This window comes from Arthrobacter sp. E3 (assembly GCF_017353415.1).
Lineage (GTDB): Bacteria > Actinomycetota > Actinomycetes > Actinomycetales > Micrococcaceae > Specibacter.
Genome location: NZ_JAFMPX010000004.1, coordinates 1 through 24,854, shown reverse-complemented (window position 1 = coordinate 24,854; position 24,854 = coordinate 1). Strand labels below are relative to the sequence as shown.

Below are 24,854 nucleotides of genomic sequence, written 5' to 3'. Positions count from 1 at the left end.
ACTGTGCCCGCCTCCAAAGCCTGGAGCGGCTGGCCTGCAACAGTGAAAAAGTAACCGGGCCAGCGCTGAACCAAAGCACGTTGCAACGACAGACCTGAACCGCTTGACCCTGATTGGCCGGATGGCCACGTGATGCTGAGCTCCATGGGTGAAAAGGGAGCAGCCGGACATACAGTTCCGGTGCCGGGACCGGGGCCAGCCACGACCGTGACTTCAAGCAGCATCGCATTACCTCCCAATCGCCCCACACCGATGAACAAACCGGGAAGGCCAGCCCGCAAACAAGGTTGAGTAGGCAACCAGCAACAGCAGGACCAACTGAGCCACCTCAGCGGCAGTCGTTGCTTTCCTAGTTGGTGCTTGTTTGTCTGTCTGTTTCCGAGCCTAGGTGTGCCAGCGGCGCCGCTGGGTTACGGCGTCGCACTTTGTCAGTAAGCGCACCTACAGGCCACCCTGTGGAGGACGGAAATCGGTTATAGGCCGCCAAGACTGTGTGAGGATTCCCACCATGCAACGCAGGGTGGATAACGTTCAGGTAACCTAGGGAGGAGAACACGGCACTGCTGTGCCCATAAATCGCCACCAAGCACCGCAGGAGAGTTTGTGAACGCTGACCTAGTTGTCGTCGGTTCGGGTTTCTTTGGCCTAACCATTGCAGAACGTGCCGCCACCGAATTGGGCCTGAAGGTGGCCGTGCTGGACCGCCGCCACCACATCGGCGGAAACGCCTACAGCGAGAACGAAGCTCAGACGGGCATTGAGGTGCACCGCTACGGCGCTCACCTGTTCCACACCTCCAACGAGCGCGTGTGGGAGTACGTGAACCGTTTCACTGCGTTCACGAATTACCAGCACAAGGTCTACACCTCCCACAAGGGCGAGGTTTACCAGATGCCCATCAACCTGGGCACCATCAACCAGTTCTTCCGTTCATCCATGGGCCCGGGCGAGGCTCGTGCGCTGATCCAGGAGCAGGCGGGCGAACTGGCTGGCACCGACCCGGAGAACTTGAACGACAAGGGTATCCAGCTCATTGGCCGGCCCCTGTATGAGGCGTTCATCAAGCACTACACGGGCAAGCAGTGGCAGACGGATCCGAAGGACCTGCCGGCGTCGATCATTTCCCGCCTCCCTGTGCGCTACAACTACGACAACCGCTACTTCAGCGACACCCACGAGGGATTGCCGGTTGACGGCTATACCGCGTGGATTGAGCGCATGGCGGACCACCCGAACATCGAAGTGGTGCTCAACACGGACTTCTTCGACGACGGCGAATACTCCCGCAAGGCTGTTACCGGCCAAGTTCCGGTGATTTACACCGGCCCCGTCGACCGGTACTTTGACTACGCCGAAGGCGATCTGTCTTGGCGCACCATCGACTTGGAGCAGGAAGTCCTGCCGATTGAGGACTTCCAAGGCTGCTCCGTCATGAACTACCCGGATGAGGACGTGCCATACACGCGCATTCACGAGTTCCGGCACTTCCATCCCGAACGCTCCTACACCAAGGACGCCACGGTGATCATGCGCGAGTTCTCGCGCTTCGCCGAAAAGGGAGACGAGCCGTATTACCCGGTCAACACCAGCGATGACCGCAGCAAGCTGCTGGCCTACCGCGATCTTGCCCGCGGCGAGCAGGACGTGCTGTTCGGCGGACGACTGGGCACCTACAAGTACCTCGACATGCACATGGCCATCGGTTCGGCCCTGAACATGTATGACAACAAAATCAAGCCGCACTTTACCGGCGGTGCGAAGCTGCAAAGCGGAGGAGTTGACGCGTGAGCGTAGCAACGAAGACCAAGAAATCTGGTACCGACGTCGAGGCAACAGTGTGGAAGACAGTCCACCGCGTGGTCTTCCCGACCGACGGCGACACCGACACCCTTCCGCTGTATGTTGACTTCAACGCAGCCCAGCGTGTGGTTTCCGTCCAGGAAGAAGAAACGAAAGCTGGTACCAGCAACACAGTCGTTGCTTCCCCGGCGAGTTCTTCGGGATCGCGCCAGCGCACCGATTATGTGCAGGGACGCCGCGAGCTGCGCCTGCCGGCCTTCCGTCGCGTGTCCCTCGGCACCTACTTCAACGCATTCCCCGCGAGCTATTGGCGCGCCCACACCGCGGTTGAAAAGGTCCGGCTGACGGTGGAGGCCGACGGCGATGCGACAGTCATCGTGTATCGCTCCACTCCGCGCGGCACCGCCAACCGGGTTGAAAGCCTGCAGCTCACCAAGGGCGCGGCTGTCACCGTTGACCTGTCCATCATGAACTTTGCCGACGGCGGCTGGTATTGGTTCGACCTGGCCACGGGCGACACGGCAACCACCATGACGCGTGCCGAATGGTCTGTGCCGCAGCCCGAAGGCTTCGTGGCTGGAACGCTTTCGGTAGGCGTGACAACGTTCAACCGGCCGGACTTCTGCGTGAAGCACCTGCGAACCTTCGCGGAATCTCCGGACCTGACGGCCGTCCTGGACACCTTAATCGTCACCGACCAGGGAAACCAGCGGGTTCGCGACGAGAAGGGCTTCGAGGAAGCCGCAGCGAACCTGGGCGAACGCTTCAAGCTCGTGGAGCAGGCGAATCTTGGCGGGTCCGGTGGCTTTGCTCGTGGCATGCACGAGACGGTCAAAGCCGGCAAGAGCAAGTATGTGATGCTGCTCGATGACGATGTCCTCATGGAAACTGAAGGCATCCTGCGGGCTGTGCAATTCGCCGACTTCACGCGCAAGCCCACCATTGTGGGTGGACACATGTTCAACTTGTATGAACGCGCAGTGGTTCACAACTTTGGTGAAGTGATCAATGAGTACCGTTTCCGTTACGAATCCTCGGGCGATAGCCAGGACGTCCACGATTTTGGTGCCAGCAACCTGCGCACCACACCGTGGATGCACCGCCGCATCGACGTTGACTACAACGGCTGGTGGATGTGCCTGATCCCGACCTCCATCATCAAGGAGATCGGGCTGGCTCTTCCGGTGTTTATCAAATGGGACGACGTGGAATACGGTATTCGTGCTAAAGCTGCCGGCTATACGACGGTCACGTTGCCGGGTGCAGCCGTGTGGCACATGCCTTGGACTGAAAAAGATGACACGATCGACTGGCAGGCCTACTTTCACCAGCGCAACCGCTGGCTGGCCACCATGCTGTACTCCCCGTACAACCGTGGCGGGCGCATGCCGCTGGACAGCCTCATGGTCGATGTCCGCCACCTGCTGTCCATGCAGTACTCCTCCGTTGAACTGCGGCTGCAGGCCCTCGAGGACCTCCTTGAAGGCCCCTCACACCTGCACCGCAACCTCGGCACCAAACTACCCGAGATCCGCCGCATCCGCAGCACCTTCTCCGACGCCCAGGTCAGCAAGGACCTGGCCAAGTTCCCACCGGTCAAGCGTGTCAAGCCGCCAAAGTTCGGTATTGTTCCCAGTGCACCGGCAAGCATGCCTGCTGCCCTGTCACAGGCCCTGTCAGGTATGCTCAGCGCAGCCCGGGATCCGCGCGACGGGTCCGTGGACTTCCCCGAGGCAGTTGTTCCAGCCATGGATGCCCGCTGGTGGCGCCTTGCCCGCTTGAACTCCGCACTTGTTTCATCTTCCGACGGGAGCGGCGCATCCTGGTACAAGAAGGATGCCAAGACATTCCGCAAGTACTTGCTTCGCAGCATGAACCTGCACAGGAAGCTCATGCTGCGATGGGATGAGCTGGCGAAGACTTATCAGGAGGAACTGCCCAACTTCACTTCACCTGAAACGTGGGAGAAGACTTTCGCCGCCAACCCGGCGCCGGTTGTTGAGCGCACCACGGCTTCGGGGAAGTGACAGTAAAGGTGGGGAGAACCGGTTCGTCAGGCACTCTTCCCCCGCTCACCAGCCCCGGGCACGGCAGCGGGCTGAGGGATGTTTTCCGGTCACGGTATCTTTTGACCCTTCTGGTGCAAAAAGAACTGAAAGTCCGGTACCGCGGTTCAATCCTGGGCATTATGTGGTCCTACGTGAAGCCCGGCATGCAATTCGTCGTATTTTACATTGCGTTGGGAGTATTTCTGGGTTTGGAGCAGAGCCCAACCAACAGGTCCGGGATGCCCAACTATGCCATCTACCTGTTTTCCGGCATTGCCCTGATCAACTTCTTCACCGAAGCTTTGGGCAACGCCGCACGCTCCGTGGTGGGAAACTCCGGCCTCATCCAAAAGATCTACCTGCCACGCCAGCTGTTCCCCGTGGCCTCGGTGTGGGTCTCGGCCGTGCACTTCCTGCCCCAGGTGTTGATTCTGGGCTTCGTTTGTCTGCTCAATGGCTGGCGCCCGGGGTTCATCGAGATTGGAGTGGCACTGGCTGCCTTCGTCATGGTGGGTCTGCTGGCTACAGGCCTTGGCCTTTTCTTCGGCGCGGTCAATGTGTACTTTCGCGACGCAGAAAACTTCGTGGACATGCTCTTGCTGGTCGCCACGTGGGCATCTCCGGTGCTCTACTCGTGGGAAATGGTTCACAATAAAGTTGGTCCCACTTGGTTTGCCGTTTACCAACTCAACCCTCTGACGGTGGCCGTGGAGAGCTTCCATCGGGCATTCTGGTATCCCACAACAATTGAAACGGTGGCGTTGGTGCCCAACTTGGCCTCCTTGTGGATTCCGGTTGGCCTGGCCATTTCCCTGACAGTGCTCATCCTCGGACAGCTGGTCTTTCGGCGGCTTGAAGGCCGCTTTGCGCAGGAGCTCTAATGACCACCAACTCCATTGAAATCAAAAATGTCAGCAAGAAATTCGTGCTGCGCCACACCCGGTCCCTCAAGGAAGCTTTTGTGTGGATTATGAAGGGCCGAAAGGGGGATCTGTCCAAGAAGTTTTACGCTTTGAGTGGCATCACCTTGAACATTGCCACCGGGGAATCCGTGGCGTTGCTTGGCCTGAACGGCTCTGGAAAATCAACCCTCCTCAAACACATCTCCGGCGTGATGCTGCCGGACACGGGAAGCATCGCCACACGCGGACGGGTGGCCGGGTTGATCGAGGTGGGGGCGGGATTTCATCCGGACCTCAGCGGCAGGGACAACGTCTACCTCAACGGTGCGATCCTGGGCATGAGTAGGGATGAGATCGATGCGGCTTTCGACTCCATCGTGTCCTTCTCCGAGATTGAGGAGTTCATCGACACGGAAGTGAAGTTCTACTCCTCCGGGATGTACCTGCGCCTGGCATTCTCTGTCGCAGTCCATACGAATCCCGACGTCTTTCTCATCGACGAGATTCTTGCGGTGGGCGACGAGCCCTTCCAAAAGAAGTGCCTGGCTAAAATCAAAGAACTTCATACAGCCGGAAAAACCTTGATTGTTGTCAGCCATGATTTGGATGTCGTGGCCAAGGTTTGCGACCGGGGCATTCTGATGCAGCAGGGACACGCCATCATGGATGGTCCCGTTGACGATGTCATTGCTAAGCTTCGCAGCTAGCAGCACCCAAAAGCCTTAGTATTGCCTGGCAGCTTGTTCAGCAGGGAAATCAGCATCTTGCGATAATCCCCGCACACGGTAAGGCCGCCCTCAACCTTGGAGGAAAACGTGTCCTGGTGGACCGCCGTGCCAGTAGTGCTGGTATGTATTGCCCTTGTGCTGGTACCAGGGGGCGCCTTGGCTTACGCCTTGGGCTTCCGGCGCACAACCTTGCTCGGGCTGGCCCCTCTGCTGTCGCTTTCGGTGGTTGGCGTTGCAGCAGTCGTGGCCCCGTTTGTGCGGGTGAATTGGAGCGTCTGGCCCGTTGTGGTCCTTGGCGCTACCGCGTGCGTTGCAGCGTGGCTGGTGACCGACTTTCGGCAGAAGAACACCAACCGTGCCGGCTTTCACCGGGATTCCTGGCTGGGGCTTGTTGCAATGTTGCTGGGTGCTGCTGTTACTGCAGTGCTTATTGCCCGGCGGTTCATGCAGTTGGTGGGGGCCCCGGACAACATCTCCCAACGCTACGATAACGTCTTTCAGCTCAACGCTGTCAGGCACATTCTGGACACGGGAAATGGGTCAACTCTCACACTGGGCCAGATGGCCGGCGGACAGGGGCTGGGCGCCGTTTATCCTGCCGTCTGGCATGACCTTGCTGCCTTGCTTGTTCAGCTGACGGGCACCCCCATTGCAGTGGCGGAAAACGCCGTTAACATGGTGGTTGCCGCCATCATTTGGCCCATTTCCATTATTTTTCTTACAAGGGTGGTGGCCGGTCCCAAACCCGTTGCGCTGGTGGCGGCTGGCATTGCCTCCGCAGGCATGGTGGCCTTCCCGTTCCTGCTGCTTGTCTGGGGCCCGCTGTTCCCCAATATGCTTTCCGTCAGTGCCCTGCCGGCGGCTCTAGCCGTTGTGATCCTGCTGTGCAGGCTGTCCGATCACCAGGAACGGCCCCTGCGGCTGTGGGCCGCGGCAGTGATTATGGTTCCCGGCTTGGCGTTCTCCCACATGAGCGCAATAGGCGCATTGATGGCCTTCGGCGCTCCCATCGTCCTTTGGGCTGTCGGCGTCCACGTCGCGGGCTTGCTGAAGGCGAAGGCGCGGCTCTGGAGATACGCCATGGTGGCAGCTTCCTTGGCCGCCGGTTTGGCTATTGCCTATGTGTTGTGGATGAAACTGCGTCCGGGAGACTACAGCGGATGGACACCCCACACGAATGTTCCGGGCGCCATCGGCGAAGTGGTTGCCAACGGTGTCATGGGAACCGAAGCGACCTGGGTCATCTCCATTCTGGCGGTCATGGGCGGTGCCATCATTTTGGGCAAAAGAACCCAAATTTGGTGGTTGCTCAGCTATGCAGTGGCCGGCTCGCTGTACGTTACGGACGCTTCGTTGGACCGGGGATTTATCAGAACGTTCCTTACGGGTATCTGGTATGCGGACACGAACCGGGTCGCCGCATACCTGACCATCTTCGCAGTGGTTCTGGCAGCAATTGGATTCAGCCGCGTCGTGGAAGTTGTTCTCTCAGCCGTGTCCAAGCTTTCAGGGAACGCACCCGGGTGGACCAAAACGCTGGGCGCTGCGCTGGTGCTCGTGCTGTTCGCCTTGCTGGTCCTTGGCACGCAGGTGGGCACTATCCGGAACTACATCGGAGGGCAAAAGGTGTTCTATGAACGGAACACATCATCATCCATACTCTCCGACGACGAGTACAAACTGCTGGCTCGGATTGACAGTGAAGTGCCTGCAGATGCCGTCATTGCAGGCAATCCATGGAACGGCTCCGGCCTGGTCTATGCGTTTGCAAACCGAAAGGTGTTGCGCTACCACCTTTCGCAAAAGGGCACGCCCGCTGAGGAACTTGTGGAGGAAAAACTGAACACGGCAAATTCCAATCCGGCCGTGTGCAATGCCGTCCGGAAGCTCAACGTCAGGTACGTACTTGACTTCGGTAACCAATACCTGCTGAATCATCCCGACAGCAAAGACTTTGGCGGGCTGCAGAATTTGGCTGATTCCGGCACGGCGGTGTTGGTTGATGAGCAGGGCGCTGCAAAACTCTACCGAGTGACGGCCTGCTGGTGATGAACAGCGGCCCTGCGGGAGTCCCTTTGTTGCACCCCTCGGGGTGGTTTTGCTCTCACCTGAAGCGAAGTCGGCACAAAGGCCGATATTCTAGTGGGTAATTGCCGGTGGAAGCATGCTCCGGACCATCACCAGGCTACATAAGAAAAGGCTACTAAAACGTGAAGATTGCAGTAATCGCACTCGGTAAGATCGGCTTGCCACTGGCAGTTCAATTTGCTTCCAAGGGCCACGATGTTGTTGGCGTGGATGTAAACCAAGCCGTTGTGGACCTTGTCAACGCAGGAACGGAACCGTTCCCCGGCGAAGCACACCTGCAGGAGAAGCTTTCCGAGCTCGTGCCGGCTGGCAAGTTGCGGGCGACGACGGACTACGCCCAGGCAGTTCCCGGCGCCGACGCCGTGGTGCTGGTGGTGCCGTTGTTCGTCGACTCGGAGGCCAAACCCGACTTTGGTTGGATGGATGCCGCCACAGCCGAATTGGGTAAGCACCTGAGCGCAGGCACGCTGGTCTCCTACGAGACAACCCTTCCAGTCGGCACCACCCGCAGCCGCTGGAAGCCGGCGCTGGAAGCCGCCTCCGGCCTGGTCGAGGGCGAGGACTTCCACCTCGTGTTCTCCCCTGAACGCGTGCTGACCGGCCGCGTCTTTGAGGACTTGCGCAAATACCCCAAGCTCATTGGCGGCCTGTCAGAAGCCGGTGCAGCCAAGGCGATTGAATTTTACGAGTCGGTGCTGGACTTTGACGACCGCCCTGACCTGAACCGCGCCAACGGTGTCTGGGATCTCGGCTCCGCTGAGGCTTCCGAACTCGCCAAGTTGGCCGAAACCACCTACCGCGACGTCAACATCGGTCTTGCGAACCAGTTTGCCCGCTTTGCCGCAAAGGCGGGGATCGACATCTACCAAGTTATCGCCGCCTCCAACTCGCAGCCGTTCAGCCACATCCACCAGCCCGGCATTGCCGTTGGTGGACACTGCATCCCCGTCTACCCGCGCCTGTACCTGTGGAATGATCCCGACGCCACGGTGGTCCGCGCCGCGCGGGCAGCCAACGCAGACATGCCCGACTACACCATCGGTCTGCTCGAGGGTGCCTATGGCGATCTGGCCGGGGCACGCGTCGTCGTACTCGGTGCGGCCTACCGGGGTGGCGTGAAGGAAACGGCGTTCTCTGGGGTCTTTGACGCGGTGGAGGCGATCAACCGCCGCGGTGGCACGGCCCTGGTACATGATCCGATGTACACGGATGCCGAGCTGGAAAAGCTTGGCTTTGCCCCGTACCACCTGGGAGAGGCCGTTGACGCCGCCGTGGTGCAGGCAGACCACGCAGAGTACCGCGATTTGACCCCGGCGGACCTGCCGGGTGTTAGGGCCTTCATTGACGGGCGCCGTGTCAGCTCCGCCGAGAAGTGGGACGGCGTCACCTACCGCGTCATCGGCAAGGCCTAGAAAGCTCAATTCGTCCACCCCGTGGGCCGAGTCAGGAGAAACAGCATGAGTTATGTAGCACCCAGCGCCGACGTGTCGGAGGACGCTGCAATCGGTGAAGGCACCAAGGTTTGGCATTTGGCCCAAGTGCGCGAAGACGCGGTTCTTGGCCAGAATTGCATTGTTGGCCGCGGTGCCTATGTGGGCACAGGCGTGCGCATCGGCGACAACACCAAGATCCAGAACTATGCCTTGGTGTATGAGCCGGCAGTCCTGGGCCACGGCGTGTTCATCGGCCCGGCCGTGGTGCTCACCAATGACACCTACCCCCGCGCCGTCAGCCCCGATGGGTCGCTGAAAAGCGCCCACGACTGGGTGCCCGTGGGGGTCACCATCGAGGACGGTGCAGCCATTGGGGCCCGCGCCGTCTGCATAGCCCCCGTAACAATTGGCCGGTGGGCCACCATCGCAGCAGGTTCCGTGGTGACGAAGGATGTTCCCGCGTTTGCGCTGATGGCAGGCGTTCCGGCCCGCCGCCTGGGCTGGGTCGGCAAGGCTGGCTTTCCGCTGAAGCAGGAGGGCGGTTTTTGGGTTTGCCCTGAAACAGGGGCAAAATACATTGAGGATTCAAACTCCCTTAAAGAGGCAGAGGACAACGCATGAGCCAGGACTTCATTCCCGCAGCAAAACCGATCATTGGCGACGAGGAAAGGGCAGCGGTCGACGCCGTCATGGCCTCGGGCATGTTGGCGCAGGGCAAGCAGGTGGCCGATTTTGAAACGGAATTCTCCCAGGTCCTCCTGGACGGCCGTGCCAGCGTTGCCGTGAATTCCGGCACCTCCGGGCTGCACCTGGGCCTGCTGGCCAGCGGGGTCGGCGCCGGTGACGAGGTCATCGTGCCTTCGTTCACCTTTGCCGCCACCGGCAACTCGGTGGCGCTGACCGGTGCAACCCCGGTCTTTGCCGACATTGAGCTGGACTACTACTCCCTCGACGTGGCCCATGTGGAGTCGCTCATCACGGACAAGACCAAGGGCATCATGCCCGTCCACCTCTACGGTCACCCCTTCGCCGCCGAGGCCTTCGCCGCGCTGTGCGATAAGCACGACATTGACCTGTACGAGGACGCAGCTCAGGCACACGGTGCCGCACTGAACGGTAAAAAGGTCGGCACCTTCGGCAAGTTCGGCATGTTCAGCCTGTACCCCACGAAGAACATGACCTCCGGTGAAGGGGGCATGGTCTCCACGTCCGACGCCACCGTGGAGCGCAATATTCGCCTGCTGCGCAACCAGGGCATGGACAAGCAGTACGAGAACGAGTTGGTCGGCTTCAACAACCGCATGACGGACCTGCACGCCGCCATCGGCCGGGTGCAGCTGACAAAGATCGAGGCCTGGACCAAGAAGCGCCAAGACAACGCAGCGTTCCTGACGGCCAACCTTGAGGGCGTGGGGACGCCGAAGGTGGCCGAAGGAGCCGAGCACGTCTTCCATCAGTACACGATCCGCGTGCCCGAGGGCCGCGACGCACTGCACGAGCGACTGCGCAGCGAGTTCAACATCGGCTCCGGAGTCTACTATCCGGTGCCGAACCACCGCCTGCCCTCATTCAACCGCACAGAAGACCTGCCCAACACGGAGATCGCAGCGAAGGAAGTCCTCTCGCTGCCGGTGCACCCCTCACTGTCCCAGGACGATCTGGAGCGCATCGTCGCCGCAGTGAACACCATCGTCAAGGCAGGGGCATAACATGGCGAACTTGCGCGTAGGACTCATCGGCCTGGGCATGATGGGCCGCCACCATGCCCGCGTCATCCGCGAGGTCGACGGCGTCGAGCTGGTGGCCGTGGCCGACGCCTTTGGCGATCCCCACGGTGTGGCCAGGGAACTCCCCGTCCTCTCCAGCGTCGAGGAACTTATCGCCGCCGGCATCGACATGGCAGTCGCTGCCGTGCCCACTGGTATGCACGAGGAAGTCGGCCTGGCATTGGCCGAGGCGGGCATCCACACCCTCGTGGAGAAGCCGATCGCCGCCAGCGTGCCCGCCGGACAGCGCCTCGTTGAGGCGTTCGCTGCGAAGGGGCTCGTCGGCGCCGTCGGACACATTGAGCGGTTCAACCCTGCCCTGCAGTCGCTGCGCAAGCGCATCGCCGACGGCGAACTAGGTGAGGTGTACCAGATCGCCACCCGCCGTCAGGGTCCGTTCCCTGCCCGCATTGCCGACGTCGGAGTAGTCAAGGACCTAGGTACGCACGACATCGACCTGACCGCCTGGCTGGCGCAGAGCCGCTACGCCTCAATCTTCGCCCAAACCACCACACGCAGTGGACGCCCGCATGAGGACATGGTGGCCGCCACTGGCAAGCTGGCCAATGGCATCATCACCAACCATCTGGTGAACTGGCTTTCCCCCATGAAGGAACGCCTGACCATCGTCACCGGTGAAAAGGGCGCATTTGTGGCTGACACCGTCACCGCCGACCTCACGTTCTATGAAAACGGTACGGTGGCCACCGAATGGGACTCCATCGGTGCCTTCCGCGGCGTTTCCGAAGGGAACGTGACCCGCCTGGCGATCGCCAAGCCCGAGCCGCTGCGTACCGAACACGAAGCTTTCCGTGACGCCGTGCTGGGTTTGGGCAATGACGTGGTGACCATGGCTGAGGGCCAGGACACGCTCGTCGTGGCCGAAGCCGTGCTGGAATCCTCCCGCACCGGGCTCCCTGTTGGGATTCCGTCTTAGTGGCAGCACAGAAACCGTTGAAGGTCGTCGTCACCACCAGGCTTTTCACGCCTGAAGTGGGGGCGGCGGCCTTCCGCTTGAAGGCACTTGTCGACGGGCTCGTAGCACAAGGGGCCGACGTCCAGGTCATCACCACAACGCCGCCGAAGGGCAGCGGGATTTTCAAACCCAGCTACGGGCTCAGCCGCTGGCCCGTGCTGCGCGACGCCGGCGGAAACGTTCGCGGCTACATCCAGTACCTGAGCTTTGACGTCCCCGCCTTCTTCAGGCTGCTTACGGTGCAAGCGGACGTCGTCGTCTCGGAACCGCCACCTACCACGGGTGTCGCGGTGGCGCTGTCCTCGCTGCTGCGCCGCCGCCCGTTCGTGTACTACGCGGCCGATGTCTGGACCGAGGCGCTGTCAGCCATGTCCGTGCCGGGCATCGTGAAGAAGACCATGGGAGCCATGGAAGGTGCTGTCCTTCGCAGGGCGGCCAAGGTCATTGCCGTTTCCGACCCTGTGGCACTCCAAGTGGCGCACTTCAACGTGCCTGCCGACAGGATCGACGTAGTCGGCAACGGCGTCGACACGGGCGTGTTCCGCCCAGACGGCACTGTTGCCTCCACCGAACACCCCTACTTTGTCTACACCGGGACCATGAGTGAATGGCAGGGGGCCGGCATCTTCATCCGTGCCCTGCCGCTGGTCCATGAACGGTTCCCCAATGCTGAGCTGAGGTTCTTCGGCCAGGGCGCCGACGAGGACCACTTGAAGGGCCTTGCCGCCGAGACCGTGCCCGGGGGTGTGCACTTCGGCGGGGTTGTGCCGCCGGCCGACGCCGCTGCGTGGATTCGCGGCGCCGCGGGCGCGCTTGTCAGCATCAAGCCCGACCAAGGCTACGACTTCGCCAAGCCCACGAAGATCTACGCCGCAGCAGGTTGCGGCACTCCTGTGGTGTTCGCCGGACAGGGGGACGGTGCAGCCATCGTGGAGTCAGGCCGGTTGGGTGTTGCTGCAGCCTACGACGCCCGCAGCGTGGCCAACGCCATGATCGCCGTGCTGGAGGACCCGGACTGCGGCGGGGCACAGTCCCGCGCGGCACGCGTCCAGTGGGTGGCGGACAACGCCTCCCTCCAGGCTTCGGGACACGCCGCTGCGCAGGCCATAGTGAAAGCTTGGGCCTGGCTGTGAGCACACTGGTCGATCCGGAAGCCTCGCTGGACTAGCTGGAGGAGCCTCGGCGGCTTGGGCGGGAGCGCACATCCCGCCGCAGGCGCCTTGCCCGTACTCTGGTGGCAATCACTGTGGTAGTCGCCGTCTGCGCGGGCCTGTTCGTCTTCAGGGAAGAAATCTGGGGCCCGAAATTCAACCACTCGGGTTATTCGCTCAGCCGCGACGGACAGTCCCCATACATCGGAAAGGCCGTAGTCCCGCTGGCGGATACGACTTGGGGTGAGACGGGCAAGGATCACGTGCTGGTTACAAAACTGCACGGGACGGCCGTCTACCATCCCGTTAACTCCGCTTGGTACCGCCAACGAAACAAAACAAGACCCACCAGGCAAAAGCCTGCATCGTCACCCCCACTGACGCGCCCATCACCAAACCACGCGACGCTCAACACAGGCTCCACGTGGAGTGACCTTCGGGGGGTTTGGTGCAGGCGAGTGCGATCAGGCGGGCCTCGACCTCGCCGGTGGTTTTCGCGGGTACCGGGGGAAGCGTTCTTTTGGCGCGGGTGATCGAGGCGCGTACGTCCCCGCCGCGCTCCACGTAGACCTTGGACACGTTCACGACGCTACCGGTGCAGACGCCTGCTCGTGTCGCGACGGCCTCGTGCGAGGGGACGGAGGTATTTTCGGCGGCGTTCTCATCGAGTTCCAGCAGCATCCGTGCCCGGCGCACCTCCTGGGCAGGGTGGGCGCCGGTCCGGGTAATTCCAAGCAGGAACGCCCGGTCTTCTTCACTCCATTTCGGACGGGTGACATCAAGAATTTCCCGTCACGGAACGTCTACCACAAATACCTGAAAGATTAGACGCGACGCAGTACTAGAGGTCGGTGAGGGTGGTGTTGGGGTGGGTGAGGAGGTGCTGAGCGTTGATGAGTTGGCCGACGGTGGTGGTCCCTGTGGTGCTCTGGTGTGGGGTTTGTTGTGCTGCTTGGACGGCGATGTGCGCGGCGAGTTCTGTTGCGCCGGTGGCTGTGAGGTAGCTGGTGGCGGTGTGTCCGTCGGGGTTGGTGGCGTGCCAGGGCAAGGAGGAGTCGGGCCCTGGCGGGGTTCATGGTGGTGCTGGCGTAGGCGTGCACGTTGGTGATGGTGGTGGCTTGGGTGATGGCGTAGGGGTCCCCGGTGTCGATGGGAATGACGGTCGTGCGGCCTTGGGGGAGGTTCAGGCTGCGGATCTGGTGATCGCGGTGGTGGGGGTTGGTCCGTTCGTTGCGTGGTGGCCGGGTCAGGACCGCTAGCGTGCTGGCTCGTGTTCCTGCTGTCTTGGATTGGTGGGTGGAGATGCGCACGAGGGTGAGGGTGTCAGGGTTGTTGATCCTGGTCAGGATGTGGGCGGTGAGGGCTTCGGCGGCTGCGGTGCCGAATCCGGCGCCGGGGATGATGCTTATCCCGGTTTGTTGTGCTGCCTCGTTCAGGGCCCAGGCGTGGCGGAAGGAGGCGGCTTCATTGGATAAGTCCAGGTAGTGGCATCGGTGGGCGATGCTCGCTTGCATGAGCGCGGGTGCGGTGCGGGTAAAGGGGCCCGCGGTGTTGATGACAGTCTCGACACCCTCGAGCATCCGGGTCAGGGCCGGCGTATCCGTCAGCGCCGCAGATCGCCAGGGCAGGCCCAGGGATGTGGCTGCGGCCTGAACCTGGGTGGGGTTCCGGCCGGCCAGCACTGTATCGACCCCGTACTCACGGGCCAGGACCGCGATACGCGTTCCGGTTCTGCCTGGTCCATAGATGAGAAGAATGAGATGCTCCTGCTCTCGTGTCGGCCGTTCCGGCCTTATTATTAGCGTTACACTGTGTATTATTATGGTCTCATTGGTAGGGCGTCCGCGAAACACCGCTCTGGATGGTGCCCTGGTGCGTGCTGCTGGGGAATTGATTGTTGAACGTGGATTCGCTGGGGTGTCCGTGGGGGCGATTGCGGCCCGGGCGAATACCACTCGTCCGGCGTTCTACCGGCGCTTTGAGGGTGTACCTGAGGTGGTGCTGTCTTTGTTGTTGGAGCACTTTGGCACCGCGTTGGATCAAAGCATCAATACCGGGGACCTCCCCGGTGATCTTGAGGCGATCCAGCGCGATCAAATCCGGTTGTTCATGGACCCGCTGGTTTTTTTTAGCCTGGCCGGGTTCCTGGAAGCCGTCCGTGGTGATGAGCAGCTTCGCACTGTTTTCGTCCGGAAGTTTTTGGTCCCGCGCCGGGCCGGGGTCGCGGTGGTGATCGCCCGGGCAGTCGGGCGGGGAGAGATCCCTCCGTGCCCGGACGTGGAATGGATTTGTGACCTGTTGACCGGGCCGGTGCTGATGCGGGTGCTGATGCCCGGATTGAACGGCTTGGATGAGTCCTTGATAGTGCAAAGCGTCGCTAGCGTCTTATCGGCCTTGGGGTATTCCACCCCGACGGGGGGCATCGAGGACCATGGTCTATCCCATTGATGCCGTCCTAGTCCACAAGAGGGCGCCGGAGCAGGTCCTGCTGACCTCGGCGGCTAGGGACGCTCAGGGGTGCTGGGTGTTCCAGGGGTCCCTGCCCCCGGGCCTGCCGGGCAGCCCCGGGCTTCCTGTGCCCGGGCCCGGTGCGACCTGTCCTGCAACATTGCTCGCAGTGGAGCTGGTGCGCCAGGCCAAAATTGCTTACACCCACCTGGTGTGGGATGTGCCCCTGGACTGGGCGTTTATCATCAATGAGCTTTCCTTTACCTGGACTCGCGAGCCCGCCACGATACCGGCCCTTCACACCGGCCCTGTGCAGGTGCGGGTACGCTCGGATGCCGCGCAAACCCGCAACGGCCGGATCCGTGACCTCCAACTAAGCGCTGATCTGCTCACCGGTGGAACACTCATCGGCACCGGGCGCGGTGATTTCACCTGCCTGCCGGCACGAACCTACCAGGGGATTCGACGCAGCGCCGCCCCGGACCCCGGCCACAGCACCGCCGAAGAAGGAACAGTGCTGACCAATGTGGCCCTCGACACCGACACCCTGGCCGGGCAGCTGGCCTGGAATCGAGACGACCGGTTCATCTTTGATCATGCAAGCGACCACGTTCCCGGCATCCTGATCGCCCAAGCCACCCTGAAAGCCCACCAACTCTTGACCAGCTCCACGGCCGGGCACATCAGCCTGCTCTGCCACAACTTCGCCGAATACAACGCCCCCATAGCCGTGAACGCAACCTTGACCGAACCGGGGCGCACCCGCATCAGCATCACTGAACCGCCCCGGGTTTAATGGAGGGTGTTGAATCCTTGAAAGGATAAGCACCATGGCACCACCGAAGAAATATCCAGATGAGCTTCGTCAGCGGGCGGTCCGTCTCGTGATGGACGCCCAGAAGAATCCAGCCGACCGGCGGGGAGCTTGCACTCGTATCGGTGCACAGCTGGGCATCCCGGCCGACACGATCCGTGGCTGGGTCAAGACGGAAGAGATCGATCAGGGCGTGAGGCCCGGCACGACCACTGATGATGCGACCCGGCTGGCCGAGTTGGAGCGCGAAGTCACCGAGCTGCGGAGGGCGAATGCGATCTTGAAGTCAGCGTCGGCTTTCTTCGCGGCGGAGCTCGACCGCCCCTCACGACGATGATCACTTTCATCGACCAGTACAAGGATGAATTCGGGGTCGAGCCGATCTGCAGGCAGCTGCCGATCGCCCCCTCTACCTACTACGCTGCCAAGGCACGCCCCGAGTCGAAACGCACTGTTACCGATGCAGTGACGACAGAAAAGATCAAACAGGTGCACAAGGAAAACTACGGGGTTTACGGGGCCAGGAAGGTCTATGCTGCGCTGAACCGTGCCGGCCACAAGGTCGCTCGGTGCACGGTGGAGAGGCTCATGCGCCGGGCCGGGCTGCATGGTGTGCGGCGGGCCAAGGGGCCCCGTACGACAGTGCCAGGGCCTTTGGCTGAGCGGCCGGCGGATCTGGTTCGGCGGCAGTTCACGGCCCCGGCACCAAATTGTCTCTGGGTCGCGGATATAACCTACATTAAGACGTTTTCCGGCTGGGTCTATGCGGCGTTCGTGCTCGATGTTTTCTCCCGCCGCGTGGTCGGCTGGCAGCTCTCCACCACCATGCACACAGCCCTTGCGCTGGATGCTTTGGAGATGGGATTATGGACTCGTCGGCGTGATCGAAAAGATGTATTACAACTTATTCACCACTCGGACAGAGGTGTGCAGTATCGTGCCATCCGCTACACCGAGCGTCTCGCCGAGTCCGAAGCTGTCGCTTCCGTAGGGGCCAAGGGTGATAGTTACGACAACGCCATGGCCGAGGCCCTCAACTCCCTCTTCAAGGCCGAGCTGGTCCGCAACAAGGGCCCCTGGACCGGTATCAATGACCTTGAAATAGCTGTCGCTGAATACATCGACTGGTACAACCACCGGCGCCTCCACGGGGAAATCGGATACATTCCGCCAGTGGAAGCAGAAACCAACTACTACTCAAACCTGCCCGCCATCAAAACGATGGAACGGGTCTAATAAACCCTCCACCAAACCCGGGGCTTGACAACGCGTTTCACCGGGGCCTCAACCGTCACGGTTACACGATACCGTTACCGTTACCGCGGCAAGAACATCCCGAACCCGTGGCATCAACAGCCCTTGAACCTGAGCATCACCACCGGGCAATGATGCATGGAGAGCCGGATGCGGTGAGAGTCGCACGTCCGGTTCGGCGGGCAGCCACGGCGAAACCCAGCCCAGCAATGGGACAACGGGCGCGCCGTGGCTGACTCAGCTAACGGAGTCCGAGCGGAATGAATTGCAGCATTTGCGTAAGGAAAACGTGAAGCTTGAAATGCAAGTAACTACTCAGCTGGTTTGTGAGCGAGGGGCCCGTGTTAATTGATGGCGGGCTGCCAGGGGTTGGCGTTGTGGAGCATGACCATTGCTTCGAACGCTGCCTGGCCTTGCTTGGCGGCGGTGGCGAAGTAGGAGCGCAACCGGCAGAATGCTTCGGCGCCGGGCATGCTGCGAAGATCGCCGGAGACCTTCATCTTGATCTTCAACTGCCGGACATCTTGTTCTGAGCCGTTGTTCGTGAAGGGGACGCGCAGGTCGGTGGCGAAGCGCAGTACTTCCTGCCGGTGCCCGTCGAGACGGTCGAGCAGGTTCACATGCTTAGGCCGTTTCGTGGCGTGCGTGCCCGGCGAGAAGCCGGGGTTTGCCGCCCACCCGGCCCGGATGAACTCGGCGTATCTTCGCTGGTACTTCGCCATTAGTTCCGGGGCGAAGGCTGTCCCACCAAAGTCCCGGGCCCGGTGGGCGACACGGTTGATCTCAGCGAGCAGCCGTTCCATCGGCTGCGCCCAGCTTTCCTGCCCGTCGGCTTCGGCTTCGGCCGCGGCCCCCAACTCCCGGGACAGGTGGGCTCCGCAGACGGCGTGGATGACTTCCAGACGCCAATACGGTCCAAAGAAGTCGCTCACCAACACTGTTGCCGGTGCCAGGGCCGTCAGCACCCCGGCGTCCTTCATCCCCTCGTATCCGCGCTTGGGCGAGACCGTGTACCGGATCAGGATATCGGTGCGGGCCGCGTGGACCCAGACCAGTTTCCCGTTCATCCTGATCCCGGTCCCATCGGCGCCAAGCGCCTGCGCTTGGGACCAGCCCTGTACCAGGGCCTGGTCAAAGCCGTCCAGCCCAGCAGCCGCCGCCTCCTGCCAACTGACCAAGGAGCTCTGACTGACCGGCGTCCCGACCACCTCGCTCAGCAACTCCTCGGACCGCTTGAGCGGCAGGTGCTGGACGTTCAACAGGTACACGCCCAGAGCACGAACCCTCGGCCCATCCTGCACCGGAGCACAGCCCCCGGCCGGGGCATCGGCCATCGTCACGCACACTCACGCACACCGCAGGTGATGGACCCGGTGCTCGGTAACCCACACCTTGATCGGCGCCAGGTCAAAGACCTGCCGGGACTCGGTGGAAACCACCGGCGCACCCGCCAACGATTCCCCGCACCCGCCACAGACAGCCGGTTCATGGATCAGGACCTCATTCGGGGTCGTGACCCGCTTCAGGGTGTGGCTCTTGTGGCCAGGCTGGCCGCCCGAGGGCCGGTCAGTTTTCGTGCGCCGGGATTTAGTGCCGGCTTCTCATATCCCTCACTGGACGGCGGCTTGGAGGAATTCCGCGGCGACTGGCCCAACCGGACACGCAACACGGCATTCTCGGCCTGCAACATCTCGATCAAGCGTGACTGCTCCACGACCACCGACCGCAACGGCACGACCTGGCCAAGAAGCTCATCAAAAGACGGAACATCGGACACACCAACAGCATGAACCCATATGTCCTCAAATCAACAAGACACGCCGCAAACCACCAAAACCACCTGAGCAGTTACCAACTATAGGAGCATCAGGAGTTGGTGTTCTCCGGGTACCTCGGAGAGAAGGTTCTAAAGTAAAATGGTGGGTATCTCCGGTTGGAGATACCCACCACTTCTAGTTTACGTCAGGGCTGCCAAGACAGTCCCTAAAAGAACTATTCGGAATTACCAGGCGAGGGCAGACTTTACCTGCGCAGTGACATCCAAGGAGAGTGTTGCCTGTCCACCGAACACGAATGCGCGGTTGATAGCGATCTCGTTCTTCTCCAAGTAGGACTTGGTGAAGCCATTCAGAACGTTCGGGTTGCTCAAAAGCAGCGGGCCATCCGCGTTAGCGATGTAGCCGGCAGCTACAACAGCATCAGCGTAGGTGTGGCCTGAAGCGATCGCCACGTTCTGTGTGTTCGGCGAGCTGAGGTTGCCACTGAAGTCGAAGTAGTGGTCAGCCAGCAGTGCAGCCGTCTCGTAGCGGTCAGAACCGGTGTAGTGAGCGTCAGCATCTTCAGCTGCAGCTTCGGCTTGGCCACCAACGGTAACGATGGATGCGAGGTCATAGCCAGCAGGCAAAGTGTTTACCAAACGGTCCAAGAACCTCTGGGTCTGGGCAGGAACCACAGTGTCGGCGGTCAAGATCACAACGCCGTTGTTAGACGCAGCAGCTGAACCAGCGGTCATGGCGTCAGCAAAGTCCCGGCCGGTAGCCAAGAATACATTGACGACCTTCTTTGCACCAGGCGTGGTCGAGTAGACGTCGATGGTCTGCTTGGAAACGTTTACTGAGGTCTCATAGCGGTCTGAACCCTGGATACGGAATGACGTGCTACCTGTAGCAGCGTCGATGTCGGTAGCAACTCCCGTACTGATAGCACCCTGACCGCCAACGATGATGACGTTGACGTTGCGCGCCTTGCCGTTCTTGTTCAGCCCCAAAGCAACAAGTTCGTTCTTGACGCGTGTGTCCAGCACGTTGGAGTTGGTCACCAAGATAGGTGCGTCCAAAGCATCGGCCAAGGGGCCAGCGGAAAGTGCATCTGCGAAGTCATCGTAACGAGCGATGACAACGTTGACATCCTTGTTGGTGCCCCATGCGCGGCTCTGTGCTGCAACGATCGCGGTAGAGATGCGGTCATTTCCAGCCAGACGGGTTACGGTGGTTGTTTTTACGGTTGTGGCGAAGTCAGCGTTGCCATCCTGCTGAACGTTACCCAACGGGAAGTTGTTCGCGGCAGAAGCCACGCCAGCCATGCCGATGCCCGAGGCCAAGACACACGCAGCAACTGCGGTGGAAAGTACACCACGGCGAAGATTAGATTTAATCATGATTCCAGTCCCTTTGAAAGCGATTATTTTTTCATATTTTACCGTGGGTGAGACCTATAAAAGTCCGAACATATGCTCAGCAATTCCCCCCCCCATCGGAGTTCCCCGCCAACTATGTTTCACCACGTTGACGGATGAAATTAATCTAACCCATGGTCTCCACAAGTTCAAGTGGAGGACACGAAAATTGTTTCTGTTACCCCAAAAGGTTGGCTGCATGCTCTAAATTTGAATAACTCATTGACAACTCAGAGATTTGGTAGTCGTAAGCATCCACTCGCTAGTTGGGTCAGCCACGGCGCGCCCGTTGTCCCATTGCTGGGCTGGGTTTCGCCGTGGCTGCCCGCCGAACCGGACGTGCGACTCTCACCGCATCCGGCTCTCCATGCATCATTGCCCGGTGGTGATGCTCAGGTTCAAGGGCTGTTGATGCCACGGGTTCGGGATGTTCTTGCCGCGGTAACGGTAACGGTATCGTGTAACCGTGACGATTGACGCCCCGGTGAAACGCGCTGTTGCCGTGGCAAATTGCCATCCATTGATGCAGAATTTACGTTTCATGTCCCGTATCTTCATGCGTCCGTGTTTCTTCTTCAACCATGACCAGACCCGTTGCCAAGCGTAGGAATCGATGTCGTTAAAGACATGCTTCGAGACGCCGTGCCGGAAATAGTTGGCCCACCCGGCCAGGATTTGATTGAGCCGCTTGAGCAGCTCAGAAAAGTCCTGATGCAGGGTTGATCTGTAACAGGTTTGTGCGATCTTTGACCGCACGGAGACGATCGATTTCTGCGACGGAACCGTGTAAACGTAGGACTTGTTCGTCCCGCGCTTGTGGCGTCGTTGAATCGTGAATCCGAGAAAATCGAATCCCTCATCGATCGTGATTATCCCGGTCTTCTCTTCCGAGAACTCCAACCCCAACGGGGCCAGAACCTCACCGATCTCTGTTTTCAGCGCTTCCGCATGCTCACTCGTTCCTCTGATCACGCAAACGAAATCGTCAGCAAATGTAGAGTTCCGGATTATGCCGACCTCGGCGGGTGTATCCGCTTGATGGCAGGGCTCCAAGGCCGGGCTGGTCGGCATAATCCGTGAAGCGGGGTTTGTGTTTTCCTGATAGATAGACCGTCATGGCGGGGGTCTGTTTTTCGGGAGGATCGTGATGGAGATTAGGGGTGGCTTTGCCCGGCCTGTGAGGCTGGAGGATTTGTTGGATCAGTATCGTCAGTGGCTGCGTGAGGAGCGCGGGCTGGCGCCTGAATCGGTGCGTTGCTATGTGCAGCAGTCAAGGAAGCTTCTGGCGTCGTTAAGCGAGCCGGTTGGTCGTTCCTTAGGGGCATTGGAACCCGCTGACATCATCTCTTATGTTGTTGCGGCTTGTCAGGGATCAGGAAGTCGTTGGAGTGCGAAGGCGCATGTGACTGCGTTGCGGTCCTTTCTTCGGTTTCTTCATGTCAGCGGGCTGACATCATCGGATTTAGCCCCGGCTGTCCTTGGTATTGTCGGGTGGAGGTTGAGCCAGGTTCCGCGTGGCTTGCCCCGGGATCAGGTCGATGCGTTGCTGGACTGTCACGACACAACGACTGTCACGGGGATCCGTGACAAGGCGGTTCTGGGCCTGCGGGGTGCGGAGAGTGTGTAAGTGGTTTTGTGATCATCTGATTTGGAGACAATGGTGACTGCGATTGCCCTGCCAGGCCCTGCCTAGCCCACCGGCAACAACACCTGCGTCACCTTGCACCCGACACACCGGGCACGGCGGGGACGATGCACAACAGCCCTGAAATCCGTGCCAACACCGTGGCGGATCCGCCGCGGCCGAGCCCAGGACCACGGCCGCAACCGGCCCCCACACCCAGGACATTCCAGAACCCCGCCAAGCAAGTCCGACTCGACAGAATCCCCATCATGATCTACCGTCAGCATCAGCGCGCCTTTACGCGTTAGCGTTCCAGCGCCGCTGCGCGCCGTGGGGGTCGAAAGTTGTTGCAGGGTCACCTGTGCTCTGGCGTCGGGGACGATGTGGCGGGACAATTATGTGGTCTGCCGTGTTCGACGCCGATTCGTTCTTGGTGCTGTTGGTTGGCCCGTGCGTTAGCGTGGTGCGGAGGGTTCCACGGGAACCGTGGATTGTTGCTGTGAGCACGTGTACTAGAATCCTGATTTAATTCCACCCTCCACACGGCAGGCGCCATCACCCATAGTGAACGAGCAACTGTAGGAGGTGTCCCGTGGACCTGGTTCATGAACGTGCTGCGGGCATTGATATTTCCAAGGGCGACGCGAAGGCGCCATCCGGGTTCCGGGCAAGCGCGCCGGAACGTTCAGCACCACGGTAAAGACCTGGGGCTCGACCACCAACCAGATCCTCGCCCTGCGGGACATGCTGGTCGAGGCAAGGGTCACCACGGGGATCATGGAATCAACCAGCGACTACTGGAAGCCGTTCTACTACCTGCTTGAGGACGTGCTTCCGGTAGTGCTCGTCAATGCGAAGGCGGCCCGGAACATTCCGGGCCGTAAAACCGACGTTTCCGATGCCGCCTGGCTGGCCCAGCTCGGAGCCCACGGGCTGTTGCGAGCATCGTTTGTCCCGCCCGAGCCGATCCGCAAGCTGCGCGATTTGACCCGGGCCCGCACCATCGCCGTGCAGGACCGAACCCGGGAAGGCCAGCGACTGGAGAAGTTCCTGGAATCCACCGGGATCAAGCTCTCGGGCAGTGTCTCGGACCTCATGGGCGCCTCCTCCCGGGACATGCTCGCCGCGCTCATTAACGGTGAGCGGGACCCGCAGAAACTGGCCGATTTGGCCAGGGGCGTCATGCGCAAGCGGATCCCGGAGCTGGTTAAGGCCCTGACCGGCCGGTTCGGCGAACACCATGGGTTCATTTGTGCCATGCATCTGGACCGCATCGACTCCCTCACCGGCTGGGTTGACAAGCTCACCGCACGCATCGACGAGGCGATGGAACCCTTTCGCATCGCCCGGGAATTCCTGGCCACCATCCCCGGCGTCTCCACCCTGGTCGCCGATGTCATCATCGCCGAAACCGGCGCGGACATGAGCCACTTTGAAACCCCAGGACGCCTGGCCTCCTGGGCCGGGGTCAGCCCCGGCTCCAACGAATCTGCCGGACGCATCAAGTCCACCAAGACCCGCCCCGGCAACCGCTACCTCAAGGGGGCGCTGGGCACGGCAGCACTCTCCATCGCCCGACACCCCAAGGACAGCTACCTCGGGGCACGCTACAAGCGCATCCTCGTCCGCCGCGGAAAGGTCAAGGCCATCGTCGCCAACGAACACGCCATCCTCACCGCCGTCTGGCACATGCTCGCCGAAGGCGAGTGTTACCACGACCCCGGCGGCGACTTCTTCACCAAGAAGGACCCAACCCGCACCAAAAACAACGCCATCCGCCGGCTCCAAGCACTGGGCTACAACGTCACCCTGACCACGCGGGAGGCAGCCTGACCCACCTTACTTTCGTACTAGAACGACCTGATGCGGATCTTCGAAAATTGTGCATCGGGTCGTTTGTCTTTTAAGCAGCGATCAGCCACCCATCGCCAGCCTGACGCCGCCAACGAAACAAAACAAGACCCACCAGGCAAAAGCCCACATCGTCACCCCCAATGACGCACCCATCACCAAACCACGCGACGCTCAACACCGGCCCGCGCCATCGTCGCCACTGAACGCACCCTCATCACTGCCGTCTGGAACATGCTCGCCAACGGCGTCGCCTACGACGCACCACCCATCCGCCGCTACAACCAGGCCAACAAGGACAGAACCCGCCAACACGCCCTCAAGGAACTACACCAGTTCGAATACGAAGTCACACTCACCCAAACCGCCTAAGTCACCCCACTTTCGTATTAGCCATCCAGCGCCGCTGGCGCGCCGTTACGGGGGAAAGTTGGGGGCAGGTTTCCCTTGGCGGTGGCAGGGGTTTGGGGTGATGATGGTGGCGTCTGTTGTGGTTGATGTCGAAACCAACTTGGTGCCTTGTGCCCGAGTGTTAGCCTGACACGGAGGGTGTGCGGGGACCGTTTATTGTTGCCATGGAGCACGAGTGTCAGATTCCTGATTTTTCCCAGCCCTCTCCGCAGCAGACACCATATGTCCATCAATGCTGTGTTGTTTGGGAGAGCCATCATGGAACTCATTCATGAACGGGCCGCAGGGATTGACATCTCCAAGCGGGATGCCAAGGTCGCCATCCGTGCACCCGGGAAACGGAAGAACTCGTTCGTCACGACCGTCACCACCTGGGGTGCGACGA

General features: G+C 60.8%; 21 protein-coding genes, 1 pseudogene and 1 other annotated feature. Of the genes and pseudogenes, 17 read left to right on the top strand and 5 right to left on the bottom strand.

Translation table 11 applies throughout. The features are described from left to right. Positions 1–603: 603 nt before the first annotated feature. The 10 genes from glf (at position 604) to JMA46_RS02930 (ending at position 12,874) form a co-directional block, all read left to right on the top strand. The gene (glf, locus tag JMA46_RS02975; protein ID WP_207343811.1) at positions 604–1,788 is read left to right on the top strand and encodes a UDP-galactopyranose mutase; all 1,185 of its coding nucleotides are present in this window, start codon (positions 604–606) and stop codon (positions 1,786–1,788) included. Beyond that, positions 1,785–3,827, top strand: a complete 2,043-nt coding sequence (locus JMA46_RS02970) for a glycosyltransferase (protein ID WP_207343810.1) — start codon at positions 1,785–1,787, stop codon at positions 3,825–3,827. The genes glf and JMA46_RS02970 overlap by 4 nt, the downstream gene beginning before the upstream one ends. A gap of 8 nt (positions 3,828–3,835) precedes the next feature. Beyond that, entirely contained in the window at positions 3,836–4,729 is an 894-nt protein-coding gene (locus JMA46_RS02965) for an ABC transporter permease (RefSeq protein WP_207343909.1), read from the top strand. After that, positions 4,729–5,457 carry an ABC transporter ATP-binding protein gene (locus JMA46_RS02960; protein ID WP_207343809.1) on the top strand — a complete coding sequence of 243 codons (729 nt, stop codon included), beginning with the start codon at positions 4,729–4,731 and terminating at the stop codon, positions 5,455–5,457. Before JMA46_RS02965 ends, JMA46_RS02960 begins: the two co-directional genes overlap by 1 nt. A gap of 108 nt (positions 5,458–5,565) precedes the next feature. Then, positions 5,566–7,527: a DUF6541 family protein gene (locus tag JMA46_RS02955; RefSeq protein ID WP_207343808.1), complete on the top strand. Its 1,962-nt coding sequence runs from the start codon at positions 5,566–5,568 to the stop codon at positions 7,525–7,527. 161 nt (positions 7,528–7,688) lie between these two features. Continuing rightward, a complete protein-coding gene (locus tag JMA46_RS02950; protein WP_207343807.1) occupies positions 7,689–8,978 on the top strand; it encodes a nucleotide sugar dehydrogenase in 1,290 nt (429 codons plus the stop codon). A gap of 45 nt (positions 8,979–9,023) precedes the next feature. Then, entirely contained in the window at positions 9,024–9,620 is a 597-nt protein-coding gene (locus tag JMA46_RS02945) for an acyltransferase (protein ID WP_207343806.1), read from the top strand. Then, positions 9,617–10,708: a DegT/DnrJ/EryC1/StrS aminotransferase family protein gene (locus JMA46_RS02940; protein ID WP_207343805.1), complete on the top strand. Its 1,092-nt coding sequence runs from the start codon at positions 9,617–9,619 to the stop codon at positions 10,706–10,708. The genes JMA46_RS02945 and JMA46_RS02940 overlap by 4 nt, the downstream gene beginning before the upstream one ends. A gap of 1 nt (position 10,709) precedes the next feature. After that, positions 10,710–11,702, top strand: a complete 993-nt coding sequence (locus tag JMA46_RS02935; protein WP_207343804.1) for a Gfo/Idh/MocA family oxidoreductase — start codon at positions 10,710–10,712, stop codon at positions 11,700–11,702. Then, the gene (locus JMA46_RS02930; protein WP_207343803.1) at positions 11,702–12,874 is read left to right on the top strand and encodes a glycosyltransferase; all 1,173 of its coding nucleotides are present in this window, start codon (positions 11,702–11,704) and stop codon (positions 12,872–12,874) included. Before JMA46_RS02935 ends, JMA46_RS02930 begins: the two co-directional genes overlap by 1 nt. A 426-nt stretch (positions 12,875–13,300) precedes the next feature. Here the strand turns inward: JMA46_RS02930 and JMA46_RS02925 are convergent, their stop codons facing one another. Then, complete coding sequence (locus JMA46_RS02925; protein ID WP_207343802.1) at positions 13,301–13,588, bottom strand: hypothetical protein; 288 nt, start codon at positions 13,586–13,588, stop codon at positions 13,301–13,303. Between the two features lie 128 nt (positions 13,589–13,716). Beyond that, on the bottom strand, positions 13,717–14,745 hold the full coding sequence (locus JMA46_RS02920) for a saccharopine dehydrogenase NADP-binding domain-containing protein (protein ID WP_207343801.1): 1,029 nt from the start codon (positions 14,743–14,745) through the stop codon (positions 13,717–13,719). Between JMA46_RS02920 and JMA46_RS02915 the strand changes: the two genes are divergently transcribed. The 4 genes from JMA46_RS02915 to JMA46_RS17420 all read left to right on the top strand — a co-directional run bounded on the left by JMA46_RS02915 (position 14,714) and on the right by JMA46_RS17420 (position 17,543). Beyond that, entirely contained in the window at positions 14,714–15,340 is a 627-nt protein-coding gene (locus tag JMA46_RS02915) for a TetR/AcrR family transcriptional regulator (RefSeq protein ID WP_207343800.1), read from the top strand. The two genes, JMA46_RS02920 and JMA46_RS02915, sit on opposite strands and share 32 nt — an antisense overlap. Continuing rightward, the gene (locus tag JMA46_RS02910; RefSeq protein WP_207343799.1) at positions 15,324–16,136 is read left to right on the top strand and encodes an AfsA-related hotdog domain-containing protein; all 813 of its coding nucleotides are present in this window, start codon (positions 15,324–15,326) and stop codon (positions 16,134–16,136) included. The genes JMA46_RS02915 and JMA46_RS02910 overlap by 17 nt, the downstream gene beginning before the upstream one ends. A 34-nt stretch (positions 16,137–16,170) precedes the next feature. Beyond that, positions 16,171–17,390, top strand: a protein-coding gene (locus JMA46_RS02905) for an IS3 family transposase (protein WP_247646995.1) whose coding sequence is annotated in 2 segments (ribosomal slippage) — positions 16,171–16,450 and positions 16,450–17,390 — 1,221 coding nt in all. Because the reading frame shifts where the segments join, the coding sequence is not laid out codon by codon here. Then, positions 16,449–16,562: a sequence feature (AL1L pseudoknot), on the top strand. It overlaps the preceding gene by 114 nt. Positions 17,391–17,414: 24 nt before the next feature. Further along, complete coding sequence (locus JMA46_RS17420; RefSeq protein ID WP_282099513.1) at positions 17,415–17,543, top strand: hypothetical protein; 129 nt, start codon at positions 17,415–17,417, stop codon at positions 17,541–17,543. Between the two features lie 209 nt (positions 17,544–17,752). Here JMA46_RS17420 and JMA46_RS02900 read toward each other — a convergent pair whose 3' ends face one another. After that, positions 17,753–18,742, bottom strand: a complete 990-nt coding sequence (locus tag JMA46_RS02900) for an IS66 family transposase (protein WP_207343798.1) — start codon at positions 18,740–18,742, stop codon at positions 17,753–17,755. A 30-nt stretch (positions 18,743–18,772) separates the two neighbouring features. On the opposite strand from JMA46_RS02900, the gene JMA46_RS02890 reads away from it, so the two are divergent. Continuing rightward, on the top strand, positions 18,773–19,198 hold the full coding sequence (locus tag JMA46_RS02890; RefSeq protein ID WP_247646994.1) for a hypothetical protein: 426 nt from the start codon (positions 18,773–18,775) through the stop codon (positions 19,196–19,198). Between the two features lie 212 nt (positions 19,199–19,410). Here the strand turns inward: JMA46_RS02890 and JMA46_RS02885 are convergent, their stop codons facing one another. Beyond that, positions 19,411–20,565, bottom strand: coding sequence for a cell wall-binding repeat-containing protein (locus tag JMA46_RS02885; protein WP_207343795.1), 1,155 nt, complete (start codon positions 20,563–20,565; stop codon positions 19,411–19,413). Between the two features lie 390 nt (positions 20,566–20,955). Further along, on the bottom strand, positions 20,956–21,654 hold the full coding sequence (locus JMA46_RS02880; RefSeq protein WP_207343794.1) for a group II intron maturase-specific domain-containing protein: 699 nt from the start codon (positions 21,652–21,654) through the stop codon (positions 20,956–20,958). Positions 21,655–22,799: 1,145 nt separating this feature from the next. Here JMA46_RS02880 and JMA46_RS02870 point away from each other — a divergent pair. Together JMA46_RS02870 and JMA46_RS02865 are read left to right on the top strand one after the other, a co-directional pair. Continuing rightward, positions 22,800–24,040: pseudogene (locus tag JMA46_RS02870) on the top strand (IS110 family transposase). A 252-nt stretch (positions 24,041–24,292) separates the two neighbouring features. Then, on the top strand, positions 24,293–24,430 hold the full coding sequence (locus JMA46_RS02865; RefSeq protein WP_207343792.1) for a hypothetical protein: 138 nt from the start codon (positions 24,293–24,295) through the stop codon (positions 24,428–24,430). The last annotated feature ends 424 nt before the right edge of the window (positions 24,431–24,854 follow it).